At 41.4% G+C, this 18,152-nt stretch carries 5 protein-coding genes; 1 reads left to right on the top strand and 4 read right to left on the bottom strand.

Annotated features, from left to right (window positions below; genetic code table 11):
• Positions 1–200: 200 nt before the first annotated feature.
• The 3 genes from O3646_RS08415 to O3646_RS08405 all read right to left on the bottom strand — a co-directional run bounded on the left by O3646_RS08415 (position 201) and on the right by O3646_RS08405 (position 2,105).
• On the bottom strand, positions 201–965 hold the full coding sequence (locus O3646_RS08415; RefSeq protein ID WP_371609037.1) for an ABC transporter ATP-binding protein: 765 nt from the start codon (positions 963–965) through the stop codon (positions 201–203).
• Positions 962–1,828 carry an ABC transporter permease gene (locus O3646_RS08410; RefSeq protein ID WP_003008955.1) on the bottom strand — a complete coding sequence of 289 codons (867 nt, stop codon included), beginning with the start codon at positions 1,826–1,828 and terminating at the stop codon, positions 962–964. Before O3646_RS08410 ends, O3646_RS08415 begins: the two co-directional genes overlap by 4 nt.
• Positions 1,829–1,952: 124 nt before the next feature.
• Entirely contained in the window at positions 1,953–2,105 is a 153-nt protein-coding gene (locus tag O3646_RS08405) for a hypothetical protein (RefSeq protein WP_368385453.1), read from the bottom strand.
• 264 nt (positions 2,106–2,369) lie between these two features.
• Between O3646_RS08405 and O3646_RS08400 the strand changes: the two genes are divergently transcribed.
• Positions 2,370–6,257 carry a glycoside hydrolase family 66 protein gene (locus tag O3646_RS08400; RefSeq protein ID WP_371610776.1) on the top strand — a complete coding sequence of 1,296 codons (3,888 nt, stop codon included), beginning with the start codon at positions 2,370–2,372 and terminating at the stop codon, positions 6,255–6,257.
• 435 nt (positions 6,258–6,692) lie between these two features.
• Here O3646_RS08400 and O3646_RS08395 read toward each other — a convergent pair whose 3' ends face one another.
• Positions 6,693–18,080 (bottom strand): Spy0128 family protein, encoded by an 11,388-nt coding sequence (locus O3646_RS08395; protein WP_371610775.1) that lies wholly within the window; start codon positions 18,078–18,080, stop codon positions 6,693–6,695.
• Positions 18,081–18,152 lie beyond the last annotated feature (72 nt).

The following is an 18,152-nucleotide window of genomic DNA, read 5'->3' as shown; positions in this document are numbered from 1 at the left end:
GCATGCAGACAAACTACTTCTCTATCAAACAACCTAAGTGATGTCGCTTCTGTCCTACTCCCATTTTACGGGCTTTGTATCTTAGCGGAATGCGACAGGACGAAGGTGGATCGATACCATCCACCTGAGGAGTTAGTGAGTCGTGTAGGCAAGATACCATAGTACTTGCCGTTATACGAATTGAACACGGGCTTTGTATCTTAGTCTTTCTCAAACAATTGATAGTAGTCTGCGATGGTCATTTGGGCTTTTTCTTCTTGATTGAGATCTTGGACGATGTGTCCGTCTTTCATGACAATCAAGCGATTTCCATATTTCAAAGCATCTTCCATATGGTGGGTGATCATAAGAGCTGTGAGGGCATCTTGTTTCACAAACTCATTGGTTAAGGTCATGAGCGCCTGACTGGTTTTTGGATCCAAGGCTGCAGTGTGTTCATCTAAAAGTAAGAGTTCTGGACGTTTCAGTGTCGCCATCAACAGACTCAAGGCTTGTCGTTGCCCCCCTGATAGAAACTCAACGGCTGTATCGATATGATTTTCCAAGCCATTGCCAATCTTAGCAAGGACTGTTTGAAACTCTTCTTTATAGCTGGCCAAGTGACGCGGAATCAAACCACGTTTTTCTCCACGAAACTTCGCTACCAAGAGGTTTTCCGCTACTGTCATGCGAGGCGCTGTTCCCATTTTAGGATCTTGAAAGACCCGCGATAGGTACTTGGCTCTCTTTTCAGGAGAATAGTTGGTTACATCTTCTCCCAAAATATAAATCTTTCCACTGCTCACCGGAAGCGTCCCAGCAATGGTATTAAAGAGGGTTGACTTTCCAGCTCCATTGCCCCCCAAAATCGTGATAAAATCATGCTCTCGAATTTCCAAGGAAACATCATCCAGAATGACTTTTTCTTCGTTCATCCCATTGCTCACGGCTTTGGTTACATTTTTTAATTCTACAATTGCTGTCATTTACTGAGTTTCGCTCCTTTCATGATTTTTCCCTTAAAGGTTGGAATCATCAGGCAGATAGCCAAGATCAAGGCACTGAAGATTCGAATATAGCTGGTATTGATGCCAAGCGCAATCACGGCCCAAATCAAAAATTGGTAGGCGATCGATCCGATCGCAATACTGAGCAAGCGCTCTGTCAAAGTGACATTTGAAAAGAGCACCTCTCCAATAATAAGGCTGGCAAGCCCAATAACGATGACACCAATCCCACGTGAAGCATCCGCATAGCCTTCTTGCTGGGCCATCAGTGCACCAGAAAGAGCAATAATCCCATTTGAAATGACCAAGCCCATCAATTCCATCCGGTCGGTGTTGATCCCAAAGCTCTTGGCCATATCTGGATTGTCTCCTGTCGCAATATAGGCTTGACCCAAGCGTGTATCCAAGAAGAAGATCAAACCAAGGATCACAAGCGTTACGAAAATTAAACCAATCAGGATCTCATTGAACCCACTGGCAAAAGGAAGAAATTCCTGAATTTTTTTATAGCCCAGAAGTCCCAAATTAGCCCGCTGCATGACAAAGAGAATAACCGAGTTACAAGACGTCATTACAAGGATCCCTGACAAGAGTGTCGGGATTCTCCCTTTTGTGTAGAGAAGGCCCGTCGCAAGTCCCGCCAAGCACCCTGCTCCAATAGCAGCCAGCGTCGCAAGGAGTGGATTGACCCCTTTGGTAATCAAGGTTACTGCCACCGCTCCTCCAAGCGGGAAGGAGCCTTCTGTTGTCATATCTGGAAAATCTAGAATTCGGAACGTCATAAAGATTCCTAACCCTAAAATGGCCCAAATCAAACCTTGTGAAACAATTGAATTAATCATAGTTTCTCCCTTCGATAATAGTAGTTTAATTGTAACATAAATATGGAAGAGAACCTATAGGAAATTGTTATCAATTCCCTTTTCATGCTTTATAAAAAAACCAAAAGGTTGTGCCTTCTGGTTTTTAATCGTGATATTTTTTTAAAGGATTAAAAGAAAATCTTAGTCTTCTTTTTTCTTTTGAGCAAGACCAAAGCCTGTTGCGATCACACCAAGCAAGCCAAGGCTCGTAAGAGCTGTTGCTGATTTCTTTTAGTAATAAGGTTTGTACAAGCATTTCTCCTCTATTTACTTTTATCACTAATTTGTACCTTTTTTAAAATGCGAGGAAATTTTGTGTCACGCTTTTCGTTTGTTTATTTTTCTGAATCAAAAACCCTTATTTAGTACGGTTTTCTAACAATTTCATGAAAGTTTACACGCTGGCTTTCTTTCTTAAATTGACACTATCTAGTGAAAAATCGTATACTAGTTAGTATTAAATCGACATTATTGAAAATACTGTTGAACAAACTATAGAAACAGTATGTGGGAGAAAAAAATGAAACAAGAAAAAAATAGTGTCTCTGAAAAAGGGCACGGCTATGTCCGCAAACGCAACAAGGCATTGGTCTCTATGATCACCCTTTTTGGAGCCTTGATGGTAAGCTCTGTTGCCATGGCTGACGAAGTCAATACCAATCCGAATTCTGAGATCCCAGCAACCGCTCAACCAGTAGCAACCAATAGCAGTACTCCTACCACTACTAGTGAGGAAGGTGCTACGACGGAAGCAACTTCTTCGCCATCGGAAACAACACCAACTGTAACTGCCACTCAACCGGTCAGTGCAGCTCCAGCAACTACTTATAATACTCCAAAAATCACCAACGACGTCACCTTTGATAAAGCGACTTATAAAAGTGGAGAAGATGTTCGGATCTCCATCAACAACCCTGAAGTGGTTTCTTCTGATGTCACTGTCTCTCATTTAGATCAGGTCATTTATGAAAAGAAAAACGTTGAAGGTAGCGAGCTGACGATTCCAAGTACGGTCTTTTCACCTAATGCTGGATTTATCGTTGATGTCCTTGGTAAGAAAGCAGATGGCTCCCAAGCCTTTCATAAAGCAGCGGGTCTTGCTGTTGAAGATGACTGGACGATCTACCCACGTTATGGGGTGGTTGCCGGCTCAAAAGACAATCACAACTCCATCACCAATGATCAGGTAGAAGGCTACAAAAATAGTATTGACCAATTGGCCAATATGCACATCAACAACTACTTCTTCTACGACGTTTACAATACACCTGCCAACCCATTCCCAGCAAATGTTGAACGTTTCACTCAAGACTGGGCGACTTTCTTAATTCCAAATAGCGAAACAGATCCTGACAAGCGCAAGTCTTACTTACCTGTCATCGATACAGAAGCAGTCAAAGAGCTGGTGGCTCATGTCCATACAACTGGTGCCAAAGCCATGCTCTATAACATGATTTACGCAGTTTCCCTGGAAGAAGGGGTTCCAAATGAAGTGAAAAGCGCCATCGTTCGCAATCTAGAAGACCATTTCAATTTTGGCAAAAAGGGTGATGTCACAGCGACTGATATCCAACAATTTCTTGATCCAGGCGATCCAAATTGGCAAAAATTTATCATTGAAGTCATGACTAAAGCCATGAAAGAAGGGAATTTTGATGGATGGCAAGGGGATACCATGGGATCTAACTGGGTGGAAAAAGTCAGTGAACCTGGAAAAGGCTTCTCTTTGAGCGAACACTATCCGGAACTAGCCACAGCTGCGACAGAGGCCCTCAAAAAAGAAGGCTATGACTTCATGATCAACGATATCTCCACTGGAGATGCTGATCGACTAGGAAAGACCAATGTCTCTGCACCTTATGCGGAAGTTTGGGGAGATAGCATTGCCTATGACTCTACCTACCAAGCCTTGACGCGTCTCACCGAACGGATGCGTGATTTATACAAGGGGAAATCTCCTATCATCGCAGCCTATACCCATCGTGGTAAAAATGCATCAGCCCTCAGCAAAGACAACGAATTGCTGACAGATGCCATCATCGCAGCGAGCGGTGGTTACCATATGACGACTGCAGCCCTCAATACTTCTCAGGATGCTAAAGGTTTTGGGGTGATCCAAGCAGAATGGTATCTCAATCAAAACCTACCAGTCAATGCCGACTTTGCCAATGCAGAATTCAACTACCAAGAATTCATCGTTGCTTACCAAGAACTTCTCCGTGGGCGCGACACCTTGGCGCATGATACTCGTCGAATTGTAGACAATACAAATGTACTGGTAAACGGCAACTTCATCGGATCCAACCTGGATAATGCTGACGGGGTTCAACCTGGAACCGTTTATACCATTACAAAAGAAACCAAGACGGGTGATCGGATTGCTCACTTGATCAATTTGGTCGGCATCACTGAAAACAAATGGAACAGCGCTGTGAATACAACCGAAAAATTGACCAATATTCAAGCTTTTGTTCCACTCGGAAAAATCACAAAAGACCAGGCTGAACACGCCAGCATTTACTGGGCAACACCTGATGCTGTTGAAGGAAAATACAACATCAACCTCCGGGAAACAAGCGCAAATGTTTATTATGACGGAGGGGCTGGCCAATGGATGGCTGCTATCGATGTTCCTAGTCTAGATGTATGGGATATGCTCTATGTCAAACTCAATGAAGCCGCCCATGTTCTTTATCAAGATGAAAACGGAGTTGAGCTCGAGCGTTCCAGTGACTTGGTTGGTCATACAGGTGAAAAGATCAACTACTCTACAAAAGAAACCATTGCCAACTATTTGAAGAAAGGCTATGAACTAGTAGAGAATGGCTTCGATGCAGAGGGACAACCAAACTTTGACCGCGACGCTACCAACACCAATGAAGATGGAGTTCAAGAGTTTATTGTCCGCTTGGCACCAAAAATTGTAGAATTTTCTGCAACACAGCCTATCCAAGCCGGTCAAGTTGTTCCAGGAGATAGCGAAGGTCGTGTCTATCCAACTCCTCTAGCTCCAGCTGGTCAAACAACTGCTGATCTGGATCATTTATCTGAAACAGTGACACGTACAGTGACCTATGTGACAGAGGACCAGGATGGATCTAACCGCCAGCCTGCAGGAATAGCTGACCAAACTAACAGCCTTCATTTCACTCGCAAAGGTACCATCAATTTGGTGACAGGCGAGACAAGTCTTGAAGACTGGACAGCTCAAGACGGCACAAGCTTTGCAGCTCTTGAAAATCCCGTCAAAAAAGACTATGTTGTCGTAGCAGAAGAATCGACTGATGCCGTCACTTCTGATCTGACAAAAGCAGGAGAACATACTGGCATTCATGCTGATGCAGCAGACATCACAGATACGGTCATCTATCACCCAGTCGGTGCCTATAGGATCAGCTATGCTACTGGTAAAGAACCAGCTCATGCTCAAAAAGAGATCACTTATCTAAACGATCCCACAAATCCAACCGCCATCGCATCTCCTACTGCTATCCTTCCTTACGTAGAGGGATTAGAGCCAAAAGATGCTCGTGGACAAGTCTTAAACCTTGTGGATCCTCTTGACGAAACAAAAGGCTATCTTCTTCCAAGCCCTGAGTCTCCAACAGTTGATACTGCTATTTCCTACACTATCACCAAAGGATCGGTCAGAGTACGATTCCTCACTGAGGGAGGCGATACTGATCTGCAAGAGGCGCAAGACCTCGCTACAGAGGTAGATTTCGGCACCAAGTACACCAGTGAGGCCCCAACAGAAATCACAAAAGATGGTCGTATCTACCATCTAGTTGGACACCGTGCTGATTCTGCTGATCCAAGTGGCACAGTCACTAAGGGAACGAAAACTGTCATCTATGATTACAAGTTAGCTACGGGAACGGTCATCGCGCGATTTGTCATCCAAGATACTAACACTGAATTGCAACCAGAGCTTGCTATTGCAACAAATGTGGACAATGGAACCCATTACGTCGCTAGCGCACCAGATGAGATCTCCTACGACGGCCACATTTACGAACGGATCGGTGCAGCTGAACAAACTGGGAACGTAGAAGTGGGAACAACCATCTTGATTTTTGCCTACAAGGTCAAAGAAATCCCTACTCCACAACCATCCCCAGAAACAGAAAAAGAAGAAACAGTTAGCCCTCTTCCTTCCGTGACAAAAGCAAACACGACTGATGCTCATGAAGAAAAGGGATCAACACTTCTCTCTAACAAAGAAGAGGAGAAACCTCTTGAAACAACAAGCCAAAAAGAGGAACTCCCTGAAGTTGTTCCTAACACCCCTCAAGAAGGAACTCATCTACCTGCAACAGGTGAAGAAACCTCTCAGCTAGCCCTACTTGGACTTGGCCTCTTAGCAGGTTTGTCCAGTCTTATCCCTTACAAAAAGAAACAAGAGTAGATCCCAAACACAAAGAAACTTCCTATGGAATTCTGTTCCAAGGAAGTTTTTTTATATTTATACAACTCATTCAGAGTCTAGATCCCTTTTATGAGGGTGACTGACGACAATAAGGGTGTGAAGTACTACCACTCCAAACCCTACTGTATTCCAATTCAAAGTGGATTCATTCCCCTTGTTGCCGGCAGTTTGAAAGATCAAATTGCTTTACTAGTATACTGTTTTCTCTACTTCAAGTCAATGGAATTTTACTGAAACTAGTAACCGAATGAAATGAATATATAGAATTTTACTGAAACTTTTTCATCACATTTATGCATGTTTTTCTAAGTTTCCAATACCAAACAAAGAGGCCTTGCTCTTTCGAGCAAAGCCTCTTCCTGTTGGATCTAAAATTGTCACCTCATCAACAAGTTTGCTGATGTCACCTCAATTTTAGTCTTCGCGTTTTTTGCGTTTTGCAAGTCCCGCAAGGCCAACCATACCAAGTGCAGCACCTAACAATGCAGCAGATGCTGATTGTTCTTCACCAGTTTCAGGAAGTGCTGGAGCTGGAGGAGTTGTAGGTGTTGGTGGCGTTGGTGGTGTTGGCGGTGTTGTTGGTGGTGTTGGTGGTGTTGGTGGTGTTGGTGGCGTTGTCGGCGGTGTTGTCGGTGGTGTATTCGGTGGTGTTGTTGGTGGTGTATTTGGCGGTGTTGTTGGCGGAATAACAGTATTGTTAAACTCTGTATCTTCTGGCAACTGAGTAATAGCCGTCAATACTTTACCGTCTTTGTTAATCATAATACCCACAGTGGCAACCATCTTATCGTATTCAACGCTAGAATCTGTGCCACGGATTTCTTCTACATGGTAGAGATGAGTTCCTTCTTCACCACGTTTGAATTCAAGATTTGAGAAGGTGATCTTACCAGCCGCATCATTGGTTACGGTTTCGATCACATTTCCTTTTTCGTCCTTAAGAACGAAGCTGAATTCACCAGCCTTCAATGCCCGACCTTCCAATTTCTTAGTGAATTGGAATTGAACCTTAACTGGAATGTTGACTACACGTTTTTCAGTTGGTTTTTCTGGTTTTTCTACAGTCTTCTTAGTTGGATCGTATTGGTGTACGATTTGTGAAGCTGTATTTTCAATGTCCACACCATCTTGAGCAGATTGTTTAATTTCTGCAGGAATTTCAAACTTGTAGTAACGTCCAAAGGCCAACTTAGTTGTGTCGATAACTTGTGTATTTTCTGCGTCTCCAAGTGACTTAGTCAAGTCTGCTTTAGATGTTGCAGTAATCACACCGTTTTCAACCTTGATATCAAACTTAGCTGTTACATCTTCTCCTGTTACAGAGTCGTATGCCTTAATATCAGCTCCGTTGACAGTCAAGTTTGCACTGTCATATTTATCTGTCACACCAACAGATTGAATATTGTGTGCTTCAGTGAATTTAGTTGTATCCAACCATACTTGGTAGTATACTTTATCACCTTTCTTGAGTGTCTTCGTATTGATATTTTGAGCTTCGTTGTTATCAGTCTTATCAACGTAAGGATTTGCATTTGTGTCCGCAACCTTATCCTTCAACTCTTTATCATCGTCGAGAAGTTTCACACCTGTAAGATCGAATTTAGATTCGTTCAAGATGTATTTCTCTGGGTTGAATTCTGGAGTTTCAGGTGGGCGAACAGTGTTATTGAATTCTTTGTCTGATGGATCCGTTACCTTAGTAAGGAGAGCTTTCGCTGTTCCATCATGAGAAACTTTAACTGTCACAACTGCTTTCATCGTGTCATAAGTAACGGTTGTATCAGTTCCTTTGACTTCTTCTACAGTGTAGTTGTAAGTTCCTTCTTGACCTTTCTTGAATTCAAGAGCTGAGAACTTAACGTTACCAGATGCATCGTTCTTCACAGTTTCAAGAGTCTTACCATCTTTATCCTTAAGAACGAAGCTGAATTCGTTAGCTTTAAGCTCACGGCCTTCCAAGCGTTTCGTGAAGTTGAATTCTACTGAAACAGGGATGTTCACAACACGTTTTTCAGTTGGTTTGTTTGGTTTCTTCACTGTCTTGCTTGTTGGATCGTATTGGTGAACGATTTGAGCTGCAGTGTTTTCAATATCCGCACCACCCTTAACAGTATCTTTCACTGTTGCTGGGATGTCGAACTTGTAGTAACGTCCAAACGCAAACTTAGTTGTGTCGATCACTGGAGTATTTTCTGCGTCTCCAAGTGACTTAGTCAAGTCCGCTTTAGAAGTTGCAGAGATCACACCGTTTTCAACCTTGATATCAAATTTAGCAGTCACATCTTCGCCTGTTACAGAGTCGTAAGCTTTGATGTTTGCAACATTGATGTCAAGCTTGTCTTCTTCGTAGTCATCAGTAACACCAACAGATTGGATGTTGTGCGCTTCAGTGAACTTAGTTGTATCCAACCATACTTGGTAAACAACCTTATCGCCACGTTTCACAGTCTTAGTATTGATGTTTGCTGCTTCATTATTGTCAGCCTTATCAGCGTAAGGATTTGCGTTTGTTTCCGCAACCTTGTCTGCCAATTCTTTATCATCATCAAGAAGTGATTTACCAGTAAGGTCGAATTTCTCAGCGTTCAAGATGTATTTCTCTGGGTTGAACTCTGGAGTTTCTGGAGGAGTCACCTTGTTGTTAAATTCTTTATCCGCAATGTCGCCAACTTTCGCGATCAGAACTTTAGCTTTTCCGTCGTGTGAAACTGTGACTGTTACATTCGCTTTCATAGTGTCGTATGTAACGGTTGCGTCTGTTCCTTTAACTTCTTCTACTGTGTAGTTGTGAACGCCTTCTTGACCTTTCTTGAATTCAAGTTTAGAGAACTTAACGTTACCTGAGGCATCGTTCTTAACAGTTTCAAGAGTCTTACCTTCTGAATCTTTAAGCACGAAGCTGAATTCATTGGCTTTAAGCTCACGGCCTTCCATACGTTTAGTAAAGTTGAATTCCACTTCAACTGGTACGCTGTTTACACGTTTTTCAGTTGGTTTGTTTGGTTTTTCAACTTTCTTAGTAGTTGGGTTGTAGTAGTTTACAACTTGAGCCGCAGTGTTTTCGATGTCTACTCCGCCTTTAACGTCAGCTTTCACTGTAGCTGGGATATCAAACTTGTAGTAACGTCCGAATTCGAATTTAGTTGTGTCGATGACTTGTGTGTTTTCCGCATCGCCAAGTGACTTAGTAAAGCCATCTTTAAGGGTTGCAGTAATCACACCGTTGTTCACAGTAATATCGAATTTAGCTGTTACATCCGCACCAGTCTTACCGTCATAAGCTTTGATTGCTGAACCATCAACATCAACTTTAGCCTCATCGTAGTCATCTGAGATTCCTACTGATTGGATATGGTCTTTGTTGTTTGCATCAAATTTAGTTGTATCCAACCATACTTGGTAAACAAGTTTTTGACCTGGTTTAACTGATTTAGTATTGATATTCGCTTTTTCGTTATTAGATGCATCGTCCGCATATGGGTTTGCATTGGTATCTGCGTACTTGTCTGCCAACTCTTTATCATCATCTAATAATGAAGTTCCAGTCAAATCAAATTCTTTTTCGTTTAGAACATATTTTTCTGGATTGAATTCTGGAGTTTCAGGAGGTGTTACACGGTTGTTAAATTCTTTATCCGCAATTTTGCCTACAGTCGCTACGAGAATCTTAGCTGTTCCGTCGTGTGAAACTGTGACTGTTACATTCGCTTTCATAGTGTCGTATGTAACGGTTGCGTCAGATCCTTTAACTTCTTCTACTGTGTAGTTGTGTACGCCTTCTTGACCTTTCTTGAATTCAAGAGCTGAGAACTTAACGTTACCAGATGCATCGTTCTTCACAGTTTCAAGAGTCTTACCTTCTGAATCTTTAAGAACGAAGCTGAATTCGTTAGCTTTAAGCTCACGGCCTTCCAAGCGTTTCGTGAAGTTGAATTCCACTTCAACTGGAACGTTGTTTACACGTTTTTCAGTTGGTTTGCTTGGTTTTTCAACTTTCTTAGTTGTTGGGTTGTAGTAGTTTACTACTTGAGCTGCAGTATTTTCGATGTCTACACCACCAGGTACATCAGCTTTCACTGTTGTTGGGATGTCGAACTTGTAGTAACGTCCGAATTCGAATTTAGTTGTGTCGATCACTTGTGTGTTTTCTGCGTCGCCAAGTGACTTAGTGAAGCCATCTTTAAGAGTTGCAGTGATCACACCGTTGTTCACAGTGATATCGAATTTATCTGTTACTTCTGCGCCTGTTACTGAATCGTAAGCTTTGATCTTAGTAGAATCAAGTTCCAATTTAGCTTCATCGTAGTCATCTGAGATTCCTACTGATTGGATGTTGTCCTTGTTAGCTGCGTCAAATTTAGTTGTATCCAACCATACTTGGTAAACCAACTTGTCGCCACGTTTCACAGTCTTAGTGTTCAAGTTTTCTTTTTCGTTGTTTGATGCATCGTCCGCATATGGGCCCGCATTGGTATCTGCGTACTTGTCTGCCAACTCTTTATCATCATCAACGAGTTTGTCGCCTGTGATATCGTATTTCTCTTCAGAAACAACATATTTCTCTGGTTGGAACTTAGGTTCTTCTGGAGGACGAACTGTGTTATTGAATTCTTTATCAGCTGGTTCTGTCACGTTTGTGATCAAGGCTTTCGCTGTACCATCATGACGAACTTCAACTGTTACAACAGCTTTCATTGTGTCATAAGTTACGGTTGCGTCAGTTCCTTTAACCTCTTCTACTGTGTACTTGTAAGTACCTTCTTGACCCTTCTTGTATTTAAGGGCAGTAACAGTTTCACCAGCTTTATTAGTGTAATCTACTGGAGCAAACTTGATCTTACCAGCTGCATCGTTGGTTGCAGTTGCAATCACAACATTGTCGCTGTCTTTCAACTCGAAAGTGAATTCGCCAGCTTTCAGTTCACGGCCTTCCAATTTCTTAGTGAAGTTGAATTCTACTGAGATTGGAACGCTGTTGACACGTTTTTCAGTTGGTTTGTTTGGTTTTTCAACAGTCTTGCTTACTGGGTTGTAGTAGTTAACGACTTGTGCTGCCTTGTTTTCGATATCTGCACCAGCTACGACATCGTCTTTCACTGTTGCTGGGATATCAAATTTATAGTAGCGTCCAAATTCGAACTTAGTAGTATCAATGATTTGAGTATTTTCAGCGTCGCCAAGTGACTTAGTGAAGCCATCCTTAAGGTTAGCTGTCAGAACACCATTGTTATCAGAGATATCAAATTTAGTCGTAACATCCGCACCAGTAACTGAATCGTAAACCTTGATATCTGAAGCATTAACAGTCAATTTATCCTTGTCGTAGTTATCTGTGATTCCTACTGTTTGGATATTGTCTTTGTTGTTTGCGTCAAATTTAGTTGTATCCAACCATACTTGGTAGTAAAGTTTTTGACCACGTTCAACTGGTTTCGTATTCAAGTTTTCATCTTCGTTGTTGGCAGTTGTATCGACATATGGGTTTGTATTTGTTTCACCATATTTATCTGTCAATTCAGAATCGTCATCAACGAGCTTCGTACCTGTGATATCGAATTTCGCTTTAGAAACAACGTATTTCTCTGGTTGGAACTTAGGTTCTGTTGGTGGAGTGACACGGTTGTTGAACTCTTTATCAGCAGGTTCTGTCACGTTTGTGATCAAGGCTTTGGCAGTACCGTCATGAGACACAGTAACGGTTACAACTGCAGACATTTCATCATAAGTGACAGTTGAGTCTGTACCCTTAACCTCTGTTACAGTGTAAGTGTAAGTACCTTCTTGACCCTTCTGGTATTTAAGGGCAGTGACAGTTTTACCAGCTTTATTTGTGTAATCAACTGGAGTGAACTTGAAGTTACCAGCTGCATCGTTGGTTGCAGTCGCAATCACAACATTGTCGCTATCTTTCAACTCGAATGTGAATTCGTTAGCTTTAAGATCACGACCTTCCAATTTCTTAGTGAAGTTAAATTCTACTGAGATTGGAACATTGTTTACACGTTTTTCAGTTGGTTTGTTTGGTTTTTCAACTTTCTTAGTCGTTGGGTTGTAATAGTTTACAACTTGAGCCGCAGTATTTTCGATATCTGCACCAGCTACCACATCGTCTTTCACTGTTGTTGGGATATCAAATTTATAGTAACGTCCAAATGCGAATTTAGTTGTATCGATGACTTGTGTGTTTTCTGCATCGCCAAGTGACTTCGTGAAGCCAGCTTTCAAGTTAGCAGTGATCACACCGTTGTTGACAGCGATATCGAATTTATCTGTTACTTCTGCGCCTGTTACAGAGTCATAAGCTTTGATGTCAGCTTTATTAAGATTTAATTTAGCTTCATCATAGTTATCTGAGATACCAACTGTTTGGATGTTGTCCTTGTTAGCTGCATCAAATTTAGTTGTATCCAACCATACTTGGTAAACCAATTTAGAACCACGTTCAACAGTCTTGGTATTCAAGTTTTCTGCTTCGTTGTTTGATGCATCGTCTGCATATGGGTTCGCATTTGTATCTGCGTACTTGTCTGCCAACTCTCTATCATCGTCAACGAGCTTGTCACCAGTGATATCATATTTCTCTTTAGAAACAACATATTTCTCTGGTTGGAACTTAGGTTCTTCTGGAGGTGTTACACGGTTGTTAAATTCTTTATCAGCTGCATCTGTTACGTTGGCAACGATTGCTTTAGCTGTACCATCGTGTGAAACAACCACTTTAACAGTAGCAACCATTGTATCGTATTTGACAGTTGCATCTGTACCAGGAGTTTCTTCTACTGTGTAGTTGTAAGTCTTACCAAGATCATCACGACCGAATTCAAGAGTCTTGAAGACAATCTTACCAGCAGCGTCATTCTTCACGCGCTCAACTTCAACGCCGTCTTTCTTCAATACGAATTCGAATTCCTTGGCTTGAAGTTCACGACCTTCCAAACGTTTCGTGAAGTTCATTTCCACTGGAACTGGAACGCTGTTGACACGTTTTTGTGTTGGTTTTTCAGGTTTTTCAACTGTCTTGCTTACTGGGTTGTAAACGTGAACTGTTTGGTTGGCTGTATTTTCAATATCAGCACCAGCTTTAACAGATTCTTTCACAGTTGCTGGAATATCAAATTTATAGTAACGTCCAAATTCGAACTTAGTTGTGTCGATAACAGGAGCATTGACTTTATCTTTGATAAATTCATCTTTAGAAGTTGCAGTGATTGTACCATTTTCAACTTTGATGTCGAATTTATTGGTTACTTCTGCACCAGTTACTGAATCATATGCTTTGATGTCCGCTGCATTAACGTCCAATTTTTCTGCATCGTATGTATCAGATACACCAACGTATTGGATGTTGTTCGCTTCAGTAAATTTCGTAGTATCAAGCCATACTTGGTAAACCAATTTAGAACCACGTTTAACTGTCTTGGTATTCAAGTTTTCTGGTTCGTTGTTAGTTGTCTTGTCTACATATGGATCCGCATTTGTTTCAGTGTACTCATTTGTCAACTCATTGTCGTCATCCATCAACTTGTTACCAGTGATGTCATATTTCTCTTTAGAAACGACAAATTTTTCTGGTTGGAATTCTGGAGTTTCTGGAGGAGTAACTTTGTTGTTGAATTCTTTATCTGCAGTACCATCAGTAGCGTTACCATTGGCATCTTTACCACCAGTTGATGTCACGTTTGTAACAGTTGTCAATGAATGACCGTTCTTGGCAACTTCAACAGTCACTGTAGCCTTCATTTGGTCGTAAGTCATTCCAAATTCTTTGTTTGCCGGAATCACTTCTTCTACAGTATATGTGTGGGTACCAACTTTTGTATTGTCAAATGACAATTCTGAGAAGGTTACGTTACCGTCAGCATCATTTTTCACAGTTTCAACTTCTCTACCAGTTGAATCTTTCAATACGAAGCTGAATTCGCCTGCAGCCAATTTACGACCAGCCAATTTCTTAGTGAAGTCAAACTTGGTCACAACTGGTGAAACCACATAGTTGTTGAATTCCGTGTCTTCAGGCATTGTAACAGCTGCGCTCAAGAGACCTGTAGCTGCATTTTTGGTTACATTAACGGTTACGACTGCGTTCATTGGATCGTAATCGATGTTTGTATCGTTACCAGCTTTTTCACGCACAGTGTAAGTGTGTTCACCTACAGCGTTGTATTCAATCGCATCAAATGTAATAGATCCGTCAGCTTTGTTTTTCTTAGTTTGGATCACATTGCCATTTTCAAGCAATTCGAATGTGAAGGCATCCTTTGTAAGCTCTTTCCCTTCAAGACGTTTAGTGAACTTGAATTGAGCTTGAGCTGCAGCAGGTGTGAAGGTGTTGTTGAACTCTGTATCTGCAGGAAGTGTGTTTGTTGCTTTAAGAACATGACCTTCCTTAGTAACAGTGATTGTTACTTCAGCTTTCATTGGGTCGTAAGTCATGCCAGTTTCTTTATTTTCTGGGATAACTTCTTCTACAGTGTACTTGTGAGTACCAACTTGAGTATTATCAAAGGTCAAATCATCAAAGGCTACAACACCTTGTTTAGTATTGGTCTTGGTTTGAAGAGTCTTACCATTTGAATCTTTCAATACAAAGCTGAATTCGCCTTCTTTCAACTCACGGCCTGCAAGGGCTTTGCTGAAGTCGAAACGAGTCTTAACTGGAGCTACTGCAAAGTTGTTAAACTCTGTATCTTCAGGCATTGTAACCTTAGCAGTCAAGACACCAGATGCAGCATCTTTCGTAACGTTAACTTTTACGACTGCATTCATATCATCGTAGTCGATGTTTGTATCTGTTCCAGCTACTTCACGTACAGTATAAGTGTGTGAACCTTCTTTATCGTAAGAAATCGCGTCGAATTGGATGGTTCCATCAGCCGCATTTTTCTTCGTTTGGATGACATTACCATTTTCAACCAATTCAAATGTGAAGGCATCCTTCGTGAGCTCTTTCCCTTCCAATTTCTTAGTGAACTTGAATTGAGCTTGTGTAGCAACAGGTGTGAAGGTATTGTTGAACTCTGTATCTGATGGAAGAGTGTTAGTTGCTTTAAGAACATGACCTTCCTTCGTAACTTTAATCGTTACTTCAGCCTTCATTGTATCGTAAGTCATACCAGCTTCTTTATTTTCTGGAATAACTTCTTCTACAGTGTATTTGTGATTACCAACTTGAGTATTGTCAAAGGTCAAATCATCAAAGGCTACAACACCTTCTTTAGTATTTGTCTTAGTTTGAAGAACTTTGCCAGTTGAATCTTTCAATACGAAACTGAATTCACCGGCTTTCAACTCACGACCTGCAAGAGCCTTGCTGAAGTCAAACTTGGTCTTAACTGGAGCTACAACGTAGTTGTTGAAGACTTTATCATCTGCGCTTGAGGCAAATCCACCAGTACCACTGTATTTAACTGCAGCTTGCAAATCACCTTTAGAGTTTTCAGTTACAGTAACAGTCATCTTAACTGTCATACCATCGTAATCGACGTTTGTATCTGCCCCTTTAACCTCAGTGATTGTGTAAGTGTAAGTACCAACTTTATTGAAGGTTAATTTGCTAAATGTTGCTTTACCGTTTTTGTTCGTAACAGTTTCTTCATATCCTGGAAGTGATTTATTTTCTTGATCTTTTTTAATCTTGAAGCTAAATTCACCATCAACAAGTACACGTCCTTCCAGTTGTTTTTCAACTTCTGGAGTGACTTCAACTGGTTCTTGTTTGACATAGTAGTAAACCGGTTGTTTATATGGTGTCAAAGTGTTGAGCAAGTCAACGTTTGTACCAATACCATTTACTCCTCGAATCAATTGCTCGTTTGGAGAAAGGTGACCGATATTGTCTCCTAAGAATGGTACGAATACAGTTTTATATGGTGTATATCCAGCAGCTTTTTGGAAGTCAAATGGAACTTCTTTACCATTTGCATAGGTTACACCTTTACTATCAGTGAAAGGAATTGTGTGAAGTGGTGATTTCTTAACTGCTAATTCTTGTTTGTTATAATCACCAGGTTTAATAGGCTTTGTTTCTGCTAGCAACATGTAGCCATCGGTGCTCAAGGTACCGTCAGAACGTTTGCTTTGTTGTTTTGGATCTAGAAGATAAACGCGAACAACTACAGTTCCATCTTCACCTACGATTTCTTTAATCCGTTTAATCCCTGCACGCTCAGCGTCCATGAATTTCGTACCAACAGTGTAAGGGCGACTTACATAACCTGATTGATCATTTTCATCAGCTGCTTGATACAATTTGTAACCATCAAATTGACGCTCTCCAGATGCTGTGAAGTTTTGCCCTTCCATAGCTTTAAGAGTGTATGAAGCTAAGTCTACTTCATTACCATTTGCTTTATAATCTTGAACAGTTACATCAGTTTTATTCGCATTAAATGTTGGATTATTTTTATCAACTACTTTATAGTAAGTTGTTTTATTAACTGATGCTGGAATCTTGGCATTAGTATCCGTAATCGTACGACCGTTATAAGCTGGTTCTACAACGTTGATAATATCTGTTGATGTACGAGCAGCATAAACATCATCGTATAATTTTTTCTCATCCGGAGTAAGGTTATGTCCTGGAGCTACTAAAGCTTGGATACTTGCCCCAACTTCATACCCTAATTGGATGAATGGTTGGTCCGTTTTACCAGGGCCAGCTCCTGTACCTGGATCGTAATCAACTTGCCAAGTTAATTCTCCTCTAGATGCAGTAGCAGTAGTAGTGAATTTTTGAATACCACTAGAGGCAGTAATCTTTCTGGTTTCTACTACATTGCCAGTGTTTTTATCGATCAATTCAACAGTCGTATCTGTCGAAGCATCAAATCTCTTATAAGCACGTGTGTAGTAGTTTGTATGATACCGTTCGTTAAAGCGAGTAAGGTCTACGATACTGTATGTATAGACATCGCCTTCTTTAGCAGCATATCCTGATGGTACTGTTTGTGAACGAACACTTGCACCGTTAGGATCCGTCATATCAGGTGTAGCAACTTCACCGTCTTTTAAGAAAGTTGCTACAGCAACTGGCTCGTTATTGTGGTCTGTAGCAGCACGACGGCTACGACGACGACTACTTACTGCTAAAGCTCCTGCATTTGTACGTTCTGTAGCAGCGTTTGCTACAGCCGCAGCAGCATCTGTACTTGTTGCTTTATCTGTTTGAGCAGCTGCTCCCGTACCAGTGATTGGAGCTGCTGAACTTACAGTTGCTGAAAAAGTAGTTGTTGCAGCTGGTGTAGTTGCTTCTTCTCTTGCAGCTGCTCTTTCTGAGCTTTCACCTGCTGCAGCACGAGTTGCAGTAGGTTGTGCTGTAGTAGAAACTGTGGTAGAAGCTGGTTTAGAGCTGGTTTCTGCCATTTTCGCTGTTGGTAGAACGATTTCTGGCAATGAACCAACGTTTAGTGGTTTTGAAGCTTCTTCAGTTTTTTTAGTTTCAGCTGGCGCTACCTGTTTTTCTGTAGCAGCTGGTGTTTTAGCTACTTCAGCTTTTTCAGTTGCTGGAGCTGGTGTTTCTGAAGTTGCAGCAGCAGTCCCAGAAAGGTCAATTTTGGGAACTGATCCCCCTTCCCCGTATGCCTTAGAAGCAGCTGGTGCTTCTGCTTGACTTGACTCTGTTGTAGCAGGTTGTGCTGCTTCTGAAGCTGCTGTTCCCGCAGATTCAGAGGCTGCTGTTGCCTCATCCGCTGACGCAGATTGAGCTCCTGCAGCAAAGAGCGCTGTTCCTAAGAGAACAGAACAAACCCCAATGCTATATTTTCGTAAAGAAAAGCGTTGGCGTCTATTGAAAATATCCTTCATTTATAGGATCTCCTTTTTCATATTTCATGATTCCATGATACAAATAAAATTGTAACATCCTTGACATCAAGA

The sequence above is a fragment of the Streptococcus sp. 27098_8_148 genome (assembly GCF_041432105.1).
Taxonomy (GTDB): domain Bacteria; phylum Bacillota; class Bacilli; order Lactobacillales; family Streptococcaceae; genus Streptococcus; species Streptococcus parasanguinis_AE.
This window is presented reverse-complemented; position numbering and strand designations above follow the sequence as displayed.

Bases quoted from the DNA above. Each gene is read 5' to 3' on its own strand.
- O3646_RS08405 (WP_368385453.1), bottom strand. From the start codon at position 2,105: ATGCTTGTACAAACCTTATTACTAAAAGAAATCAGCAACAGCTCTTAC.
- O3646_RS08400 (WP_371610776.1), top strand. From the start codon at position 2,370: ATGAAACAAGAAAAAAATAGTGTCTCTGAAAAAGGGCACGGCTATGTC.
- O3646_RS08415 (WP_371609037.1), bottom strand. From the start codon at position 965: ATGACAGCAATTGTAGAATTAAAAAATGTAACCAAAGCCGTGAGCAAT.
- O3646_RS08395 (WP_371610775.1), bottom strand. From the start codon at position 18,080: ATGAAGGATATTTTCAATAGACGCCAACGCTTTTCTTTACGAAAATAT.
- O3646_RS08410 (WP_003008955.1), bottom strand. From the start codon at position 1,828: ATGATTAATTCAATTGTTTCACAAGGTTTGATTTGGGCCATTTTAGGG.